Genomic DNA, 18327 nt, shown 5'->3' with positions numbered 1-18327 from the left:
GAGTTATCAACAGATACGCCTTCTTGTGGCAAAACTCCCTGCCAGCGATGACAAAAAAGGGGTTAACCACGCCCTTTGGTTTTATTGCTATTGGTTGCTTTACTATTTTTTTCCATAAATTCAATCACTAAACGCGCAATATTCTTACCCGTTGCTTTTTCAATGCCTTCTAAACCCGGTGATGAATTAACTTCCATGACTTTCGGACCACTTTCTGATTGCAGTAAATCAACACCACAAAAATTAAGCCCCATCGCTTTAGCTGCATTCACTGCCGTTTCACGTTCTTGTTTAGTCAGCTTCACCACTTGAGCACTGCCGCCACGATGTAAATTAGAACGGAACTCGCCTTCAGCAGCTTGTCGTTTCATCGCAGCAATCACTTTGCCACCCAGCACTAAACAGCGAATATCGGCGCCATTGGCTTCTTTGATAAACTCTTGTACAAGAATATTGGCTTTAATCCCCATAAACGCTTCAATGATACTTTCCGCGGCTTTTGCAGTCTCCGCGAGTACCACACCAATACCCTGTGTGCCTTCTAACAATTTGATAACCACCGGCGCGCCGCCAACGTTTTTAATTAAATCTTTAATATCGTCAGGCTGACTTGCAAAACCCGTGCGTGGCATACCAATGCCTCTGCGCGCTAACAGTTGCATTGAGCGTAATTTATCGCGTGAACGGCTAATCGCAACAGACTCATTAATATTAAACGTACCCATCACTTCAAATTGGCGAGCCACGGCTGTGCCATAAAAAGTAATAGAAGCACCAATACGCGGAATCAATGCATCGTAGCGCGGTAACTCTTCGCCTTTGTAACGTACTGTCGGGCAACTACTCGTAATATCCATATAACAATGTAGCGTATCTATCACATCCACTTGGTGTCCTAGTGCTTCGCCCTCTTCTTTTAAACGCTTAGTTGAGTAGAGGTTTGGGCCACGTGATAAAATTGCAATTTTCATTATTTTCACCTTTTATTAAAACTTGTTGATTAAACTATTCACATTATTATTGTCTGTTAATGATGACGTCTCTCACGTTCCTCATTTAAGACGTGCAGTGTAAAAGCAAATTGATTTATAATAAAATTCATTATTTCGATTACTATGACAAAAAATTTTGATTAAGGGTAAGCCATGAAAATAGAATTATTAACCACCTTTTTGGAAGTCAGCAGGACCCTACATTTTCGCATAGCATCGGAATCGTTATTTATTACTCAATCTGCAGTGAGTGCGCGTATTAAATTATTGGAAGGTGAATTAGGTGTATTGCTGTTTGATCGTAGCCAAAAAAATCTCAAGCTCACCTCTGAAGGACATCGCTTAATCAAACATGCCAATGAACTGATTTTTATGTGGCAGAAAACCAAACAAGATGTGGGCGTTGCCGACAATACCTCTGAGCAACTTGCCATTGGTTCTATCATGTCTATTTGGGATATTATTTTACATAAATGGTTATATAAACTGCATTGCAATAAGCATGATTTGGGGTTGTTAACCAATACCAACTCGCCGATTGAATTACGCCGCAGCGTGCTCAATGGCGTGATTGATATTGCCTTTTTATTCGATACCCCTTTTGTCGATGAGCTGATCACAGAGAAAGTCGCCACGGTGCCATTGCATTTAGTCTCAACCACCGAACATTTAAACATCCACCAGCAAACGCTTTCTGAATATGTCATGGTCGATTATGGCGAATCGGTGAATGCCCAACACATACGTGCGTTTCAAGACACAGTAACTGCAAGACACTATATGAGCCAACCCAGTGTCGCCTTAGATTTTATATTAGAAGCCGGTGGCTGTGCTTACATGCCGATGCAATTGGCCTATAAACATATCCAAGATAAACGCTTATTTTTAGTGAAAGACGCACCCGTTTATTCACGTGAAATTTTTGCTATTTACCTTGCTCGAAGCCAAAAGAAAACACTGGTAGAGGAAGCCATTCAGTTTTTCCCTGAAGTTTCATAAGCGCCATTTTTGGAAGTGGGACTTCAGTCCTGCAGGTTTTGTGGACTCAGCAACAACGGCAAGCCTAAAGGCTCACTTCCAAGTGTTCTCTGGTAGCGCACGGTTTAGGAAGTGGGACTTCAGTCCTGCAGGCTTTGTGGATTCAGTAACAACCGCAAGCCTAAAGGCTCACTTCCAAGTGATCTTTGCTAGCCCACTGTTTAGGAAGTGGGACTTCAGTCCTGCAGGGGTTGTGGACTCAGCAACAACCGCAAGCCTAAAGGCTCACTTCCAAATGAATGTTGCAGTGGAGTATCATTTTTTGGAAGTGGGACTTCAGTCCTGCAGTGTTTTGGCGTTAGCAACAAACGCTCAACAGAGACATCCCCTCCTCGCACCTTAAAAACAAGCAAACACCTAAGTAATCAATCAAAGTAATCATCCCCAAAACCAGCCGTAAATAACGCCTTATATCGTCCCGCCTTAACAAAAAAAATTGATTAAACATCATAAAATTTATCGTTTTATTGTTCTTACTTCTGTCGATACACTGCAGCCCTGAATATAAGTGAGTACAACGTGATGCTTATAACCAAGAAATAAATCAAGCGATCTGCACCACAGATAATTATTACAACTAGGATGATCACATTATGCAAGTCTTACAAATTGGTGAGTTTTCAATATTACCAGGGCAGCAGTGTAAAATTGAATTGCCTGTCGCTAAACTCTATACCGATGCAGATGTTTCTTTACCGGTACATATTATTCGCGCTAAAAAGCCCGGACCAACTATCTTTATTAGCGCAGCGGTGCACGGAGACGAGCTTAATGGCATCGAAATTATTCGACGCTTAATCAGTCAAAAAAAGTTTAATATTAAAAAAGGCACCGTGATTGCCGTACCTATGGTGAACGTTTATGGTGTGGTGCAACAAAGCCGTTATATGCCCGACAGACGCGACCTAAATCGTTGTTTTCCCGGCTCCCCACAGGGGTCATTAGCGGGTCGAGTTGCACATACTTTTTTAAACGAAATAGTAAAACATTGTGATTATGGTATCGACTTACATACCGGTGCTATTCACCGTTCAAATCTGCCACAAATTAGAGCCGATTTATCCGATAGTGAAACAAAAACACTAGCGCAGGAGTTTGGCGTACCGGTGATATTAAACGCCGATATTATTGATGGTTCATTACGCGGTGCAGCCCTTAAAAACAAAACAAAAGTATTATTATACGAAGCAGGTGAAGCATTACGTTTTGATGAATTTTCAATTCGCGCCGGCATGAAAGGTATTACCAATGTGCTCAAACACTTAGGCATGTTACGTAAAAGTAGTGAGCCAAAAAAGAAAAAAACAGCGCCATTCATTGCCAACAGTAGCCAATGGTTACGCGCCAACGCGAGTGGTATTGTCAATCACTGTGTCGCCTTAGGCTCACAAGTGATAGAAGGTGATGTACTGGCTGAAATTGGTAGCCCTTATGGCGAAATCATCAGCAAAGTGATTGCCAATCGTGCCGGTATTGTTGTGGGTCAACAAAATATTCCTTTAGTACAAGAGGGAGAAGCGATGTTCCATATTGCGTATTTTGAAGAAGATGACAAACAGATCAGTGGCTTTATAGAAACCGTACAAGATGATTTACATCTTGGTGGTGATGACAGTTAGAGAAAGAGGAAAGCGTAATGGAAACATTAAATAAAAAGATTATAGGGCGTTTAGAGTCGATTGATTTACTTGAACTGGCGATTATTAATTTACAGGTACGCGTAGATACAGGCGCAAAAACCTCGTCGTTACACGTTGATAATATTGTGAAATTTAGCCAGTCAGGCAAACCTTATGTGAGTTTTGATATTCACCCAGATGTGCATGACGTGAATAGAATCGTAAACTGTACCTCACCTATCGCCGATATACGCACGATAAAGTCATCGAATGGCAGCAGTGAACAACGTTATGTTATCAAAACACCGATCAAGTTAGGGGATGATACTTGGCCGATTGAAATTACTTTAACCAACCGCTCTGATATGAATTATCTGATGTTATTAGGCCGTGAAGCAATGGGCGACCACTGTTTAGTGGACCCTAGCCAAACCTTCATCGCGTCTGAAGTGACACATTTACCGCCCTTCTGCAGCATTACAGAATAGCGCTATTAAGACAGACTAATTAAAAAGGCCTGCATGTTAATTACATGCAGGCCTTTTTGTTGAGCGCGGTTTTATTCATTCGTTATCAGTAAGCGCTAATAAAAACTACGTTAGGAATAATGTCCCTAAGCCTAAGAATGCAATAAAACCAAATACATCGGTCACAGTCGTTAACAGTACTGAGCCCGATAACGCCGGATCAATCTTCAATTTAGTCAGTGTCCAAGGTACCCAAACGCCCGACAGTGACGCAATCATAATGTTACCCAAAATAGCGATAAAAATAGCTAATGATAACAATGGATTTGCAAACCAAAGGTAAGTAATCAGCGCAATAACAGAGGCCCACAAAAAGCCGTTAATCACTCCCACCTTAAACTCTTTTAAGACGATTTGGCGTTGATTCGCTTCGGTGATTTGTCCTAGCGCCAAACCACGAATAATCAGTGTTAATGTTTGACTACCCGAAATACCGCCCATCGACGCCACAATCGGCATTAATACCGCTAAAGCAACAACTTGCTGTAACGTGCCTTCAAACAGCCCAATAAACCAAGACGCTAAAAAGGCAGTCAGTAAATTAACCCCTAACCAAAGCGCACGTTTTTTACTACTGGTCCAAACGTTCGAGAACAGATCTTCCTCTTCCGTAATACCACCCGATTGTAATATTTGTGTTTCAATTTGTTGATCTTTCACTTCGTAAGCTGTGGTTAACCCTAAGCGCCCCGTTAAACAACCTGAACCATCAATAACAGCAAGTGCCGCTTTTCCTGAGGCAATCACTTTTTCGGCAGCTCGGTAAATGTCTTCCGTCACTAGCAAGGTTTCATAGTCCCCTTGAATCAGTTCACTAATGGCTTGCTCATTATCACTGCTACTGCTGATGATTTTAGAGATTGGCACTTCGCCTAATAACACCGCATCGGCATTTGTCACATAAAAAACTTCCGACAATGGCGGTAATGTCTTTGAGCATATCTTTCTAACCGCAGAGACCTTTAATCTTGCTGGCACTTGTAAGTCATCAAAACCTTGCCAGTGACCCACTTCATCGGCGGCATATTCCTCTGCCTCTTTATATAAACCACGCTGTTTAGCGGTCATTTTAGAGACGGCATAATACACAAAGCGGTCACTGAGTTCGTCAGATATATCTAATAATTCGTCGGCATCCAGCTTTTCAAACAGCGGAAAACATTGTTCGTCTTCACAGGCGTTTAAAATCATCTCTCGAGATTCAGTACGCATCTCAAGGAATATTTGCTGTTGTGTCTCAGCATTAAAAGCAGCCCAAATAAGAAGACGCTCTTCAATTGGAAAAGCTTCCAATAAAATAGCGATTTGCTCACTGCTTAAGGTATCTTCAATCTTCGCGACATAGGGCGTTAAGTCTTGCTCCTGCTCAATAAGCGCGGATAATTTTTCGATGTAATAGGTTTGTTTAGTAAATGACACCATGTTCTTTCCTACTGATTTAATAACGAATTTTATTGTTTATCTGACTTTAGTATATAAAGCATAACAGGCATTTGCCCGAGTTTAAAATAACCTAATAAGCGGATTTTTATCAACGATTAATGATCACTTCTTAAGCAATTTTTTTTATCACACCATGCAACATTTTTCGTTTGCCGCGAAAAATGAGAAGCGTAGACTGCCCCTTTTGAAAAATCATCTTAACTACTTTATAAGAGAGAGAAATGCTAACGCTTACCCAATTTTTGCACAGCAAATTATTAATGACCATCATCGGTTTTATCGTTGTGATTATTTGTAAATATGGCTTCGTATATGTCATACGTAACCGTGCAAAAAACAAAAAAGAAGACAAACGATTATTAATTAATATATTAAACAATCTATTTAGCGTTTTGTTTTTAATCTACTTCTTTTATTTGTGGGGCGATGAAATGCAAAAGTTTGCATTGTCTATTGCTGCTTTTATGATGGCGATAGTGATTGCAACCAAAGAATTTATTCAATGTGTGATTGGCTTTATTTACTTAATCTCAAGTCGCCCTTTTCGTATTGGAGACTGGATCCAAGTGGGCAATTATACCGGTGAAGTGAATGAATTAGATTGGGCAAAAGTCGCGATTTTGGAAGTGAATGTCGATGACTATCAATACACGGGTAAAACCTTGTATTTACCTAATAGTTATTTGATCACAGCACCGATTAAAAATTTGAATTTTTTAAAACGTTATACCATGCATCACTTTAATGTTATCCGTGACAGTAAGGTAAACCCGTTTCTATTTATTAATGAATTAAGAGCAAAAGCAGACTTGTACTGTGCTGACTTTATTGATGTAGCCACACGTTACAATCATTTAATTGAAAGTCGTTTAGGTATTAACATTCATGGTCCTCACCCGACTATTTCTGTGGGTACGACTGACATAGGTGAAACTAAAATTATGTTTACTATTTTCTGCCCAACTGAAATGGCCATCGAAATAGAACAAAAGTTAACCGAAGACTTAATGCACTGCTGGTATCAAGAAATAGAGAATAGCCGCGCCGTTAAGTGTAAATAAAGTAGGTAAAGCGAAAGGTAACTAAAGAGCAATTGGCTATATGGTCAATTGCTCTTTACAGAACGCGTTTGGGATTATTGTACTTTTGCATAAGACACCTCATATTTAATTAGATTTTGGTGTCCGTTAAAGCGGGGGAAAATCAGGTTCCGTATAAAGTTCTTGTTATATGCTTAATTGAGACACATAGAAATCCATTGCTTCATGCTTAGGGTTGGGTTTTAAGTATTTCCACCCGAAGCGTTTATAATGCTTAATTGCACGTTTATTTGTACGACTAACTGACAGCATTGCATTTTTACAGTTATTCGTAATTAGGGTATTGATAATGAAGCTCTGTGCTAATTTAGCAACACCTAAACCTCGATATTTAGAGACAATATAAATTAAATGAACATAACCAGTTTCAGGTAAATCTGAAAATGTTCTGAATTCTAACTGACCTATAATCTCACTCCCACACCAAATATGAAAATAATACCAATTGCTCTCATCAATGCGTTTACGCATTCGCTTTTCATAACCAACAATAGAATCTTCATAACCTGTATAAGTACCAAAACTACAAAAGTAAGAATCACGACGAAACTCTAAACAATGGAAAAAATTAACCTCTATATCAATTGATTCAAATTTAATATCCATGGAACACCTATTGGAATGGCACCTAATGCCGCATTAAACGGACAAAAATAGTGGCTTAAAATGTGTAGCGAAGCAAGATAGCCAGCTGTATTTTTTCGTTGTTGATTAATTTATTCTGTTTATCAACAAGGCTGCTCGTTATATCTACTTCGCAAAGTCTAATGATTAGTTTACAATGCGCCACCCAATATTTCAGCTGATACTACTAGGATAACATGTCCGAAAACGCCCTATATACTGACCTTTCTAGTTATTACGACTTAATGTGTGCAGACATCGATTACAAAGCACAAAGTAGCTCCATTCGCAGACTACACCAGATTTTCGGTAACGATGGAAACACACACCTTGATTTAGGCTGTGGAACGGGTCCACATGTACGTCATTTTATTGATTTTGGCTACCAAAGTCATGGCCTTGACCTTAATCAACCGATGCTAGATATAGCAACCGTTCGCTGTCCTGAAGCACAATTTTCTTTGCAAAACATGAGTGAATTTAAGGTCGCTGAGCCACTGGATTTAATCACTTGTTTCTTGTATTCCATCCACTACAACGATGGCATTGAAAAATTGAAAGAATGCATCAAAAGTGTACATCGCGCGTTAAAGGCTGATGGCATTTTCTGCTTTAATGTGGTCGACAAAAACAAAATCAATAACGACTCATTTATAAAACACACCGCGAAGCAAGAAAACAATGTGTTCACCTTCCGCTCTGGTTGGAACTACTGTGGTGATGGCGAAAAGCAGTCGCTGCAACTGAGCATTGAAAAAACAAACGATGAAGAAACGCAACTGTGGAATGACGAGCACCCAATGGTTGCTTTCAGTTTTGATGAGTTGACAGAAATGCTTAAACCTTACTTTGAAGTGCACATTTTCGAGCATGATTATGAGAAAATAGTCCCTTGGGATGAGACCTCTGGCAACGCCATTTTCACCTGCGTAAAGATTTAAACGCTGATTTGTATCATGCAATGGCGAGTACGCTTTGCATGATACCGTCGCAGGATCTCACCAAATACAAAACGCAGTGCTAAGTGGACAAAAATAGTTGCTATATTGGCACTAAAACCTGAAACCTGCTTCATTATCAGCATTCCCGCTCAGTTCCTTTTTAGCTGACGAAAGCAACCCGACTAAGTTTGATATCAAAAACTCACGGAACTTCTCTTTGCCTAAGGTACGGTCATAAGCTTCTTGGCTTAAAAATCGCTTCATTTCTTGATCGAAATCTGAACCATTGACAATGTCTTTAATTGAAGCAATTCTAGCATCAAGCATTCCCATAAACCCTTCTATCTTATAATCGATAATTTTCTTCTCAATTAACTCTTTATTGATCGTAGCCCCTTCTTGCTGCAACCACATAAGATCCCAAATATCTCGATGTCTAACATACCTTTGAGTAGCAGGGAGCGAGATAATTTTATCTGCCATAATTTCTTCTAATGGCTCAACATAAATAAGCGTATCTCGATAACCATCTGGTAAGAAATCATAATTCAGCTTAAGAGGGAGAGGTACTTTCGTGTGAGCAGGAATATTAGCAACTTCGAGTTTGATTCTTTGTTTTGCAATATGTTTTTGCTCTGGCGCTGTTACGATTGCTATTTGCCATTTATCAATTTTTAACTCTGCGTATTTAGGATCTTCTTTGAGCGAGTTCGGCTCCTTAACTGTAATTTCCAAACCATATCTGTCGCCAATATATTTTTCGATAACATCTTTCATTTTAGATAATGTCTCGCTGTTGAAATCATAACCACCAGCGAAATCGAGATCTTCGCTATATCGGCTAGAACCGTAGCATAATCTAAGGCTCGTTCCTCCTTGAAACACTACATCATCCAACATACCAGCTTGGTCGAGTGCAAACAAAATATCGTAGTGTAGTAGTTCTTTTTCGATTACAGGCTTATTGCTTGAACCTCCATTTTCTTCGATAGCTCTTTCAACTAAATAATTAAAGTTTTCTTGATTAGTCGTCATACATTGCCTCCATATCAATTAAATGGTTGTTTCTACCAACTCGCTTTAGATCTCTCAGTGCTGTAGCCTTTAATGCGACTCTTAGTGGTCTATTGGTCTGAAAAATATGAGTAAGAACATCCATCACAGCACGCTTAGTATGCGTAAATTCAATAACTCCATAAGGAGTTTTATATTCCCCCTTAATCCCAGTCGTCATTAGAGTTAATCTGTCGATTGGGATTTGGGAAATTACACCATATGATGACAAGGCAGACTCTAAACTGACATAGCTATACTCTCCACGCCTTAAGGTGGTAGCAATCAAATCGAGAGTATTCGAGGTGTTTTTATGTCGAGATAACGCGTAAACATAAACGCCCCTCGCCACTCGCTCTATAACGCCTCCCTTAACTAGACGAGCAAGGCTATCGGTAAGTGACCGTGGAGAGTCTTCATGAAAAATTTTAGACAAATCACGATGCATATAAACATAACGCCCTTTCTTATCTAATTCATTTAGTCTTTGAATTGCTAATGCTTGCTTCATAATTAAGTACCCACTTATTACAGTTATAGGCAGTTTAACTTACCATTTAATGTTATTCAATACATTGAGTGGTTAGTTATTACAGGTTTAAGCAGGTTAACTCACTACCTAAGTCGACTCTAAAAACTCAAGTGATTAACCCTACATTTATAAAGGAAGCTTTGATGCACTTATTCGCTGGCTAGATATATAGAATGAAAGCAACTCCCGCGACCTTCGAAACATCTGGCACCTAAGTTAAACATTATTCTTCGATAATCCTCACTACTTCATAACGAGGCTGTAGAGTGTCTATTTTTCAGAAAACACACTTCCCATGGATTTTATTTACTTTAGAAACAATTAGTTAAAATTAAAAATCAACGTGAATTTATAAAGCCAAGTTTTTCTACAGCCTCAACGCCCGCATTAAGCGAATTAAAACTGTGTGCAAAACTTGCTGATGAACGGGGCTCAGGTATTCCTGCACAGGGTAAGTACATTATAAATGCGATTAAACAATTGAAATAAATTCAAAAGAAATTAACCACGAAGTGGCTTCGTGGTAGTTTTTTATTGAAATAATAGAGAACAACGCGATAGCAACACGTATTTTTGAGTGCTAATTATAATGCACTTGCCGTGTATTCCAGCCCCGTCTAAAGGACTTATCGTTATCAGTAATTGATACCATATTTAACTTGAATAAAGTCATTAGGGAATGCATTAGAGGTAGCATCTACCAATTTAATACGCTGATTAATTTTACCAAAAAGAGGAACCCCTTCACCCAAAATAACAGGGGCTTTAGTGATGATCATTTCATTAATCAGTTGTAGGTTAATGAAAGAGGTAATCGTTGTACCACCGTCAATGTAGGCGTGTTTAAAACCGTCATTTTCAAGCATCTTCATTAGTTTGGGAATGTCACCTGAATACATTTCGACTTTACCTCGGAGGTTTTCAGGTGGCTCTTTAATGGAGTGACTTAATACGTAGATCTTTTTATCCCCGTAAGGCCATTGCTCAGGCGTTAAATTAAAGCTGGAAATGACTTGCATGCATTTACGCCCCATCACCATGCAATCGACTGATGCGATAAAATCATTGAATCCCATGTCTGGATTTTGGCTCATATCAGCCTCTAAATTACCTGCAGTATGAAGCCAATCAACGCCCCCCTCTAAAGTAGCAATATACCCATCGGCACTGGTTGCAATATATACGGAACACTTCATCGTTGATTCTCTCTCTAAATTTAAGATTATTTGTTCAATTTAACCTTTTTACTTTTCATTTTTCATTTTCTAGGGATGCCATTTTTATTCCTGCAAAAATGAGCATGGCGCCAGCTGAACGATTAATAAATTTAATAATCGCAGGTTTTATACCCACACGGATTGATTTGAACCCCAAATAGCCATAAAGCGAGTAACAAAAAAGATCTAACATCAGCGTGATTAAACAGAGCAATGCTAACTGGGGCAGAATGGGGTTTGATATGTCGATAAATTGAGGCAACAATGCCGAAAAATATAAAAGCGCCTTGGGGTTAGAGAGCTCTAAAACAAAGCCTTTTAAAAACACTTTGTATGCACGGCCTTTTTTATTTCTGCTTGGATTAATACTCAAAGGGCCCGCTTGGCTGAATATGGCACTAAAACCAAGATACAGAAGATATGCCACCCCCACCCATTTTATGATCGAGAAAAGTGTATGCGAGGCAATTAATAGCGCCGCGATGCCAGTTGCTGACAAAACAAAGAAAACTACGTTGGCGATTGCGATGCCTAATATAACTAAAAAAGAGCGCTTAAAGCCATGAGATGCAGACTCTGCGGTGACGGCAATGGCTGCAGGTCCTGGCGAAAGTACCACCACAAAGGTAGTGGCGAGAAAAAGCATCAGTGTTTCAAATGGTATCATCAGATCTTCCTTGATAGATGTAAATTATTTTGGCGCTGTAATGATCAACGGTTTTTATTCCGTTTAAGTAATCGGTGATGTTTTATTAACAACCATCACCACCGCCAGAACCACCATCGGCTCCACCATGAGCACTACCTTGTCCGCTATTACCTCCATCATTTGATGAAGACGCAGTGCCATTCAATGCACTCCCGGAAAAAAGACCACCATTCGTTAGGTGCATGACGATGGGAATAAAAATAGCACTCGCCATTAACGTCACGATAGCAGCTGCAATATTGCCACTAAAAAATAGATAACCTATAAAAGCAATGAGTAGCAAAGCTAAAAACATTCTAATAATTCGCATCATGTAACACTCCTTAATAAATAACATAATGGCATATTATGCATAAAAACAAGTGTTTGCAATTTAAACATCAACAAAAAACCAAGCACTTACCTTTACAGCTATGTAGCGGTTTAACTTTGTTATTATCCTTTTATGAAGCAATAAGGGATGGTTAATCATCATCACCACTGTAAAATTTGAATAAAAAAAAGCCCCCTATTTCGTCTGAAATAAGGGGCTTTAGAAGCGCTAAGGTTAACCCTAAGCAGCGACGTGTTGCTCATAATGCCAATGGTTAAAACGCGATAACGACATAATCACTAATAACACTATCGCCCCGCCACCAATCACTAAAGCACTTGCATAAGGTGCCGTTAAATCAGTTTGTTGCACAGCGCCAGTTAATAACGCAGCACCACTCATTTGCATACAGCCTAATAGTGCAGCTGCCGTACCGGCACGCTCTCCAAAACCACTCAGTGCCATGCTTGTTGCAGGGCCAAGTAATAACGCAAAACCAATACATAACAATAACATCGGCGACATAAAGTAAATGGCAGCCATTAAGCTACTCGGTGCAGGTAATGCTTGTACTGCTAACTGGACTAATGCCGATGCGATCATCATCCATAACGCCACTAATACCGTATGACGTTTACCCAATTTTTTGATCACCCAAGGGGCAATAAAACAGGCGCCGATATTAATAATCGCATTCACACCAAACAGGTAACTAAAGGTCATTTCTGATAAGCCTAAATGTTTGATAACCCAACTTGGCGCGTAAGAAACATAGGTTAAAATAGCGGCCATTGCGACCATGCAGGCACTTGCATAAAACACAAAATGACTGTTCGATAAAATAGGCTGATAACGAGACCAGCGGTATAACGCACCACTCGTCACTGTATTTTTAGGGCGTGTTTCAGGTAGTTTAAAAGCAACAACTAATAGTACCAATACTGCATAGGCGGCCATAAACAAGAAGGTTGAACGCCAGCCGAACTGCAATGCTAACAAGCCACCTAATGTCGGTGCTAAAGCCGGTATGACACAAATAACGCCGTTTAAGTAACTGTAATAATGCGCACTTTTCTCATTAGAGAAACTATCACGCACGGCACTAAAGACCACAATAGAGGTCGCACACGCCGCGATTCCCTGTAAAACACGTGCTAACTGTAAATACTGAAAATCAGTAACAAAAACAGCAAACAAGCTACTGCCGATGTATAAACAAACGCCAAATAACGCGATAGGTTTACGCCCGAATCGATCCGCTAATGGACCAATTAAAATTTGACCAATACCCATCGCCAGCATAAACAAGACTAATGTGGATTGGATTTGTGCATCAGAAACACTAAATTCAGCCGCCATTTCAGGCATAGAAGGTAGGTATATATCAATGGCCAGTGGGCTTAAAACCACCATAAACATGAGGATAGGTAATAGACGTGTCATTATTTACTCTTATAGGAATTTAGGCCTGCAGTGTAGTGCAAGTAAGAATTGAACAGAAGTGGCATTTTTTCAATAGTGATTGTCCTAAAACGAATATCCCTATTAATACGCCTCAAACGGTAGACAGCTTAAAGTGTCATTAATACTTTAAGACTGAACTGAGTTCAGCCTGAGTTTTCTTTTTATTGAAAAAATAACTTTAAACATTAAAATCGTAACATGCTGTTAAATAATACCTTTAAAGAAACAGGTGAAATATTAAATATAAAATTTTGAATTTAGGTAATGTTACTTTGTTCTTTTAGCGCTGAACCATTAATTTTGGGAAGTTTAATTTTATTCCAAATTATGGAGTTATTTACAAGTGTTAATAATGTTTAAATTTTATTTATTCAATTAATAATTCATTCTCTATTTTGGTACTTTTAAATGTACTGAATACTATTTAGGCGCTCTGTGTTGAAACCTAGAATTAAATTAAGGTATTTCCCTCATTAAAAGAAAGCTACGCGACTTATGGAGCGACGCTTTAAATATATACGTATTGATAAAAGCAAGGGCAGTGCCACGGGGTATATTGCTAAATATATCGCTAAAAACATCGATGGTTACAAGCTAGATGGCTCAGCAAAAGACGATGCGCTTTCTGCCTGTGCATGGGCTTCACTGTGGGGTATTCGACAATTTCAACAGATAGGTGGGGCACCTGTTGGTGTATGGCGTGAATTACGAAGATTGCCAAGTACCAATATTAAAATAAGTGATGAAGAAGCTGAAGGCCACTCGGAAGAAACGGTAAAAACCTCTGTAATAAAATCCTTTCTCGATCTAAAACAAGAGAAGCACCCACTCGAATTAGCCCGCTATAGTGCGGATATTGGCAACTGGTCAATGTACCTCTTAGCAATGGGAGGCATCTTTTGCCCTCGTTCGTTAGCACCTGTCTCACTTACGTATAAACAGGTTGAGAATGGCTATGGTGAAACAATTACACGAACGAATGGTGTTATTTGTTTGGGTGTTGAAAAAGTCACTCGAGAAGGAACGTGGGAAATCACAAGAAAAACCAGCAACGCAAGGAACGATGGGGTTTGCAAGCGTCAGCTTGTCCCTTGGAGTACTGTCAATAACTGTACGCAGAGTAAAGTTGAGGCGGTTGAACAGCCAGTTATTGACCAAGCTGGACAGTTAGGTGTCATTATTGATGAGTTTGAGGATCGAATTTTAACCGCAGGAGGGGCACTTATTTTAAGCGACCGAATTGTTGGGGATGAAAGGCGTATTGAAAGGATGAAACTGTCTAGAACTTGGTTAGATGGTGATTTTGATGAGCTTAAAATAAGTTATGAGGTGAAGAAGAGGGTTATTAGTGGTTTATTAAAGGGGGCATAATAGCAGGCTGAAATCGCGAAGCGATGGCCAACTATTTTTGTTACGTTTAAATTTCTTGTATATGGTCTAACTATTAGCATTGCTTAAAGCTTTATATAAACCAGATAATATCGGATAAGAAGCTATACCTATTGCTAGTAAGAACCCTAAGCCAAATGTCCAATTTTTCACCCATCCATTTAAAACAATATGATATTGAGCATTGGAGGTAAATTTTATAGATACTTCACTAACGATAAGCCCATATATTGAGCCAAAAAAAAGAAGTAAATATCCAATGCCTAACACTAAAAAAGTGTATTGTTTAAGGTAATTAATTATATCCATATGAACATCTCAATTGTCACGTAACGCTTAGCTAAGCGGAAAATAACAGTTGACAGCCCGCTGTTATTTTCCGTTTAAACTTCTTATTAGGCTGTTTTAGCTTCGATTAATGACCTGATAACCTCAATTACTTGGTATGCCTCTTCTTCATTTATATTTTGCCCTTCAATGATTGAACGCTTGAAAGAAAATGAGCCAACCCAACCTGATGCTTCAACAACACCCACAGTTAAATTTTTATTTAAAATATAATATAAAGGACCAATTATTAGACCAAGAAAAAATAAAGGCATAAATAAAGTTCCTAGTACTAAAGCCATTTTCCAAGGCTTTTCGTAACCATAATATGCTGATGTTATTGAATTCATTGGTATAATTCGTTTTTCCTGACCAGCAAACGAAGATGATGTGAACTTTAATAAATTGTCTTTTATTTCAACTTCACTTGTAGGATCAATTTTAAATAAAGATAATAACCAAGAAAGAAGACCTGCTTCCCTTCCAACAAGGTGAACGAAATTACCATCTTCATTTTCACTTTCTCCTGCATACCATTTTTTGATTACTAGTGACATATTTTTACTTCCTATTTTAAAAAGTTAACTTATTGATAAAATGTAAGTTTACCTAGAAACATCATTAAAAAACACTATTATTTACAAAGGGACTACTTAAATAATGCTTTTAATTGAAATTAATTTTACTTGTAAATATAAAGTAAAAAATTAACAGGAGGAATAGAGTGGCGCCCATATTAAACGGACTAAAATTTTGGGTTATAATGTGTAGCGAAACCTAACCAACGGTTTTAGTTCCGTTTAAATGCCTTATAGCTACATGGCCTTATTTGAATCACTACTACTTAGAGCTGACTCATACAGATGTAACGCATCAAATGGTAAGTTTATATGTTTTATTGAAAGTAAGGTATTACGCTGAGAATCATTTAATTCATTAAAGCTATTTTCTACATCAAAAGGTACTTTGAATACCATTTTTTGTGTATTTAGGCCAAGTTTATATGCAGGCGAAGATTCGGATTCCGCTTTGGTATATAAAATTGCCTCCGCTAATAACCCCTTTTGTGGCTGTAAACATTCATTCCTTGCTTTTTCATTCAAATAACTTAATACCGAAGGAGTCGATAAAATAACTTCAATTGCTGATTTATCTTTAACGAGATCAATCTCGATTTGTATTTTAGACAAGTCACACTCTTCAATTTTTTTAGAGTAATCCTTTAATGCAATATTCAGCTGAGAAAAAGTAATATCTTGATTGGCGCTTACAGGCCAAGAAGTGCTTAATATAATAAACAATATAATTTTGTTCAAAGGTGTCATAATTTACACCCTTGTTCTATTGCTTCCTTCAATACTTTTTTCATTATTTTCTTTTTTTGATTATGTTTAAATGTCTTATTATGAGTATGTTAGATACTACCAAACATTCAATTTAAAATACGACTTTGAAATTACCTATTTTCTTATTTTCGTGATTAAACGAAAGCTTTAGTTTGTTTTATGTACTGCTGTTTAAGTTATTGGATTAAAAGAACTGAAAAAAGGTTTGGCTGTCCAGATTTTGTTAAGGAGTAAAAATCCTCTCTCGACATTTGGAAGTAGCATCTCTAATTGTGGTGGAAATCTGTTCAGATTCTAATATGCGAAGGAAATCATCACCGTCAAAATGCGGGCTGTTTTTTGTTGTGTTTATAGAATATTTAGTACTGAAATTGGTCATGCAGTTAGGGCTAGTTTATTGGTTTTTGATGAATTAATTGTACGATTTTCCCTAGCTGTTGGCAGCCTCCTAATGAAACTTATTCAGTAAAAATTCCTTAATGCAGTGCCATTCGGGTCAAGTCTTGTTTTTGCCTAAAAGAGCAAAAGACAATTCCTGACCCCATTGTTTCTGGGACTTTGTATCTTACATTTTTTTGCAAAATTCAATGCTTATCCCCATCTATTTTCACTTTACAAATACAGTGTTAAATTTTACATTGTATTGCACCCTCTGATTTGAAAAACCATAATGAGAGCCTATTATTTTTATATTCAATTCCTCGACTTGAATCGGCTCATCTAAAATTAATCGGCGTTGGGAGGCTAAGTCGTTACCAGAGTAGTAAAAATAGCCAGTTCCAATACGATCGTTATTTTCGTTATAAACAAATGCCCTAATACTTTGGCGTTTCGCATTATCAGAGACTTCTACTTCCATATCAATGAACTGTATTCTTTTGTTATTATCTGGCTTTATTTTTACCCATTCTGTCATCGGTTTTAATGGATATACACTCAACGATGTTCCAACAGAAAACTTTTCACTTGTTTCGAGTAGCGGTTTATGAGCTGGAAAGCTATCAACGCTTATAGGGTTACTCCCTCCAAAGTATTCTTCAGCAATAGAAAAGCCATCACCATCATAATCTAATATTGAATCAGCCCCAATAAGATCGTAAGACGATTTCCACCACATTGGGAGATAATCATTATCGACATGATTACTGTTGCCGAATGTGAAATCAAACTTACCTGTGAACCATTTTCGCTCCCGTCCGCTTGTAAAATCACTATTGTATGCTGATATCTTAACTTTATATTTTTCAAGGTTCATTGTTATTGGCGTTTCAAAATAAAACTCGCCATCAGTTCTACAATTAAGCTTCTTTAAAAGCTCATTAGACTCTGTGTATATATACACTTGACAGTCCATGGTTGAATAGTCTGGAGCGTTAGTATCATACTTGACTGAAACTAAATGCCGTTTACCTGCGGGGGCTTCCAAAAACACCCACTGAGTCAGACGTTGACCTGGTGAAAGATTACGCGATGCGGCTCCTGTTATTTCTTCAAAAACCGGATCAATTTTAATTACATTCGCTTCTGCGGCTACCGTTGTGTATGACACGATTGCCAAAATTATGGCTGTTAAATTCTTGTACATTGTATTACTCCATTTCATAGAAAAGGCTAGAAACTCCAGCCTTGTTTAACAATTATACCTAGATTCAAATAATAAGTGCATAACTTGAATAGGTAGAAAAAGCGGCCA

The 18327-nt window shown here is 38.3% G+C and carries 19 protein-coding genes; 6 read left to right on the top strand and 13 right to left on the bottom strand.

What is annotated here, in order from left to right; translation table 11 throughout:
* Positions 1-62: 62 nt before the first annotated feature.
* A complete protein-coding gene (gene rimK / locus CXF74_RS06570) occupies positions 63-971 on the bottom strand; it encodes a 30S ribosomal protein S6--L-glutamate ligase (protein ID WP_101081618.1) in 909 nt (302 codons plus the stop codon).
* A 174-nt stretch (positions 972-1145) separates the two neighbouring features.
* Between rimK and CXF74_RS06565 the strand changes: the two genes are divergently transcribed.
* The 3 genes from CXF74_RS06565 to CXF74_RS06550 all read left to right on the top strand — a co-directional run bounded on the left by CXF74_RS06565 (position 1146) and on the right by CXF74_RS06550 (position 4137).
* A complete protein-coding gene (locus CXF74_RS06565) occupies positions 1146-1991 on the top strand; it encodes a LysR family transcriptional regulator (RefSeq protein ID WP_101081617.1) in 846 nt (281 codons plus the stop codon).
* A 632-nt stretch (positions 1992-2623) separates the two neighbouring features.
* Positions 2624-3649, top strand: coding sequence for a succinylglutamate desuccinylase/aspartoacylase family protein (locus tag CXF74_RS06555; protein WP_101081615.1), 1026 nt, complete (start codon positions 2624-2626; stop codon positions 3647-3649).
* 17 nt (positions 3650-3666) lie between these two features.
* Complete coding sequence (locus CXF74_RS06550) at positions 3667-4137, top strand: ATP-dependent zinc protease family protein (protein ID WP_101081614.1); 471 nt, start codon at positions 3667-3669, stop codon at positions 4135-4137.
* Positions 4138-4242: 105 nt separating this feature from the next.
* Here the strand turns inward: CXF74_RS06550 and CXF74_RS06545 are convergent, their stop codons facing one another.
* Complete coding sequence (locus tag CXF74_RS06545; RefSeq protein ID WP_232772460.1) at positions 4243-5598, bottom strand: magnesium transporter; 1356 nt, start codon at positions 5596-5598, stop codon at positions 4243-4245.
* Between the two features lie 242 nt (positions 5599-5840).
* Between CXF74_RS06545 and CXF74_RS06540 the strand changes: the two genes are divergently transcribed.
* Positions 5841-6680, top strand: a complete 840-nt coding sequence (locus CXF74_RS06540; RefSeq protein ID WP_101081613.1) for a mechanosensitive ion channel family protein — start codon at positions 5841-5843, stop codon at positions 6678-6680.
* A gap of 165 nt (positions 6681-6845) precedes the next feature.
* Here CXF74_RS06540 and CXF74_RS06535 read toward each other — a convergent pair whose 3' ends face one another.
* On the bottom strand, positions 6846-7325 hold the full coding sequence (locus CXF74_RS06535; protein WP_101081612.1) for a GNAT family N-acetyltransferase: 480 nt from the start codon (positions 7323-7325) through the stop codon (positions 6846-6848).
* 215 nt (positions 7326-7540) lie between these two features.
* Here CXF74_RS06535 and CXF74_RS06530 point away from each other — a divergent pair, with 215 nt between their 5' ends.
* Positions 7541-8284: a class I SAM-dependent DNA methyltransferase gene (locus tag CXF74_RS06530; RefSeq protein WP_101081611.1), complete on the top strand. Its 744-nt coding sequence runs from the start codon at positions 7541-7543 to the stop codon at positions 8282-8284.
* Between the two features lie 111 nt (positions 8285-8395).
* Here CXF74_RS06530 and CXF74_RS06525 read toward each other — a convergent pair whose 3' ends face one another.
* The 6 genes from CXF74_RS06525 to CXF74_RS06500 form a co-directional block, all read right to left on the bottom strand.
* Positions 8396-9319: a nucleotidyl transferase AbiEii/AbiGii toxin family protein gene (locus CXF74_RS06525; RefSeq protein WP_101081610.1), complete on the bottom strand. Its 924-nt coding sequence runs from the start codon at positions 9317-9319 to the stop codon at positions 8396-8398.
* Complete coding sequence (abiEi, locus tag CXF74_RS06520; RefSeq protein ID WP_101081609.1) at positions 9309-9848, bottom strand: type IV toxin-antitoxin system AbiEi family antitoxin; 540 nt, start codon at positions 9846-9848, stop codon at positions 9309-9311. The genes CXF74_RS06525 and abiEi overlap by 11 nt, the downstream gene beginning before the upstream one ends.
* A 656-nt stretch (positions 9849-10504) precedes the next feature.
* Positions 10505-11065 carry a dihydrofolate reductase family protein gene (locus tag CXF74_RS06515; RefSeq protein WP_101081608.1) on the bottom strand — a complete coding sequence of 187 codons (561 nt, stop codon included), beginning with the start codon at positions 11063-11065 and terminating at the stop codon, positions 10505-10507.
* Between the two features lie 55 nt (positions 11066-11120).
* Positions 11121-11753 (bottom strand): LysE family translocator, encoded by a 633-nt coding sequence (locus tag CXF74_RS06510; protein WP_101081607.1) that lies wholly within the window; start codon positions 11751-11753, stop codon positions 11121-11123.
* 85 nt (positions 11754-11838) lie between these two features.
* On the bottom strand, positions 11839-12108 hold the full coding sequence (locus CXF74_RS06505) for a hypothetical protein (protein ID WP_101081606.1): 270 nt from the start codon (positions 12106-12108) through the stop codon (positions 11839-11841).
* Positions 12109-12348: 240 nt separating this feature from the next.
* Positions 12349-13554, bottom strand: a complete 1206-nt coding sequence (locus CXF74_RS06500; protein WP_101081605.1) for a multidrug effflux MFS transporter — start codon at positions 13552-13554, stop codon at positions 12349-12351.
* A gap of 513 nt (positions 13555-14067) precedes the next feature.
* Here CXF74_RS06500 and CXF74_RS06495 point away from each other — a divergent pair.
* Positions 14068-14943: a replication endonuclease gene (locus CXF74_RS06495; RefSeq protein ID WP_101081604.1), complete on the top strand. Its 876-nt coding sequence runs from the start codon at positions 14068-14070 to the stop codon at positions 14941-14943.
* Positions 14944-15009: 66 nt separating this feature from the next.
* On the opposite strand, the gene CXF74_RS06490 is transcribed toward CXF74_RS06495, so the two are convergent.
* From CXF74_RS06490 to CXF74_RS06475, 4 genes are all read right to left on the bottom strand, one after another.
* Positions 15010-15270: a hypothetical protein gene (locus tag CXF74_RS06490; RefSeq protein WP_101081603.1), complete on the bottom strand. Its 261-nt coding sequence runs from the start codon at positions 15268-15270 to the stop codon at positions 15010-15012.
* Between the two features lie 86 nt (positions 15271-15356).
* Positions 15357-15845, bottom strand: a complete 489-nt coding sequence (locus tag CXF74_RS06485; RefSeq protein ID WP_101081602.1) for a hypothetical protein — start codon at positions 15843-15845, stop codon at positions 15357-15359.
* Positions 15846-16103: 258 nt separating this feature from the next.
* Positions 16104-16613, bottom strand: coding sequence for a hypothetical protein (locus CXF74_RS06480; RefSeq protein WP_101081601.1), 510 nt, complete (start codon positions 16611-16613; stop codon positions 16104-16106).
* 628 nt (positions 16614-17241) lie between these two features.
* Entirely contained in the window at positions 17242-18219 is a 978-nt protein-coding gene (locus CXF74_RS06475) for a hypothetical protein (protein WP_101081600.1), read from the bottom strand.
* Between the last annotated feature and the right edge of the window lie 108 nt (positions 18220-18327).

It is taken from the genome of Psychromonas sp. Urea-02u-13, assembly GCF_002835995.1.
Classification (GTDB): domain Bacteria; phylum Pseudomonadota; class Gammaproteobacteria; order Enterobacterales; family Psychromonadaceae; genus Psychromonas.
This window is presented reverse-complemented; position numbering and strand designations above follow the sequence as displayed.

Bases quoted from the DNA above. Each gene is read 5' to 3' on its own strand.
- rimK (WP_101081618.1), bottom strand. From the start codon at position 971: ATGAAAATTGCAATTTTATCACGTGGCCCAAACCTCTACTCAACTAAG.
- CXF74_RS06565 (WP_101081617.1), top strand. From the start codon at position 1,146: ATGAAAATAGAATTATTAACCACCTTTTTGGAAGTCAGCAGGACCCTA.
- CXF74_RS06555 (WP_101081615.1), top strand. From the start codon at position 2,624: ATGCAAGTCTTACAAATTGGTGAGTTTTCAATATTACCAGGGCAGCAG.
- CXF74_RS06550 (WP_101081614.1), top strand. From the start codon at position 3,667: ATGGAAACATTAAATAAAAAGATTATAGGGCGTTTAGAGTCGATTGAT.
- CXF74_RS06545 (WP_232772460.1), bottom strand. From the start codon at position 5,598: ATGGTGTCATTTACTAAACAAACCTATTACATCGAAAAATTATCCGCG.
- CXF74_RS06540 (WP_101081613.1), top strand. From the start codon at position 5,841: ATGCTAACGCTTACCCAATTTTTGCACAGCAAATTATTAATGACCATC.
- CXF74_RS06535 (WP_101081612.1), bottom strand. From the start codon at position 7,325: ATGGATATTAAATTTGAATCAATTGATATAGAGGTTAATTTTTTCCAT.
- CXF74_RS06530 (WP_101081611.1), top strand. From the start codon at position 7,541: ATGTCCGAAAACGCCCTATATACTGACCTTTCTAGTTATTACGACTTA.
- CXF74_RS06525 (WP_101081610.1), bottom strand. From the start codon at position 9,319: ATGACGACTAATCAAGAAAACTTTAATTATTTAGTTGAAAGAGCTATC.
- abiEi (WP_101081609.1), bottom strand. From the start codon at position 9,848: ATGAAGCAAGCATTAGCAATTCAAAGACTAAATGAATTAGATAAGAAA.
- CXF74_RS06515 (WP_101081608.1), bottom strand. From the start codon at position 11,065: ATGAAGTGTTCCGTATATATTGCAACCAGTGCCGATGGGTATATTGCT.
- CXF74_RS06510 (WP_101081607.1), bottom strand. From the start codon at position 11,753: ATGATACCATTTGAAACACTGATGCTTTTTCTCGCCACTACCTTTGTG.
- CXF74_RS06505 (WP_101081606.1), bottom strand. From the start codon at position 12,108: ATGATGCGAATTATTAGAATGTTTTTAGCTTTGCTACTCATTGCTTTT.
- CXF74_RS06495 (WP_101081604.1), top strand. From the start codon at position 14,068: ATGGAGCGACGCTTTAAATATATACGTATTGATAAAAGCAAGGGCAGT.
- CXF74_RS06490 (WP_101081603.1), bottom strand. From the start codon at position 15,270: ATGGATATAATTAATTACCTTAAACAATACACTTTTTTAGTGTTAGGC.
- CXF74_RS06485 (WP_101081602.1), bottom strand. From the start codon at position 15,845: ATGTCACTAGTAATCAAAAAATGGTATGCAGGAGAAAGTGAAAATGAA.
- CXF74_RS06480 (WP_101081601.1), bottom strand. From the start codon at position 16,613: ATGACACCTTTGAACAAAATTATATTGTTTATTATATTAAGCACTTCT.
- CXF74_RS06475 (WP_101081600.1), bottom strand. From the start codon at position 18,219: ATGTACAAGAATTTAACAGCCATAATTTTGGCAATCGTGTCATACACA.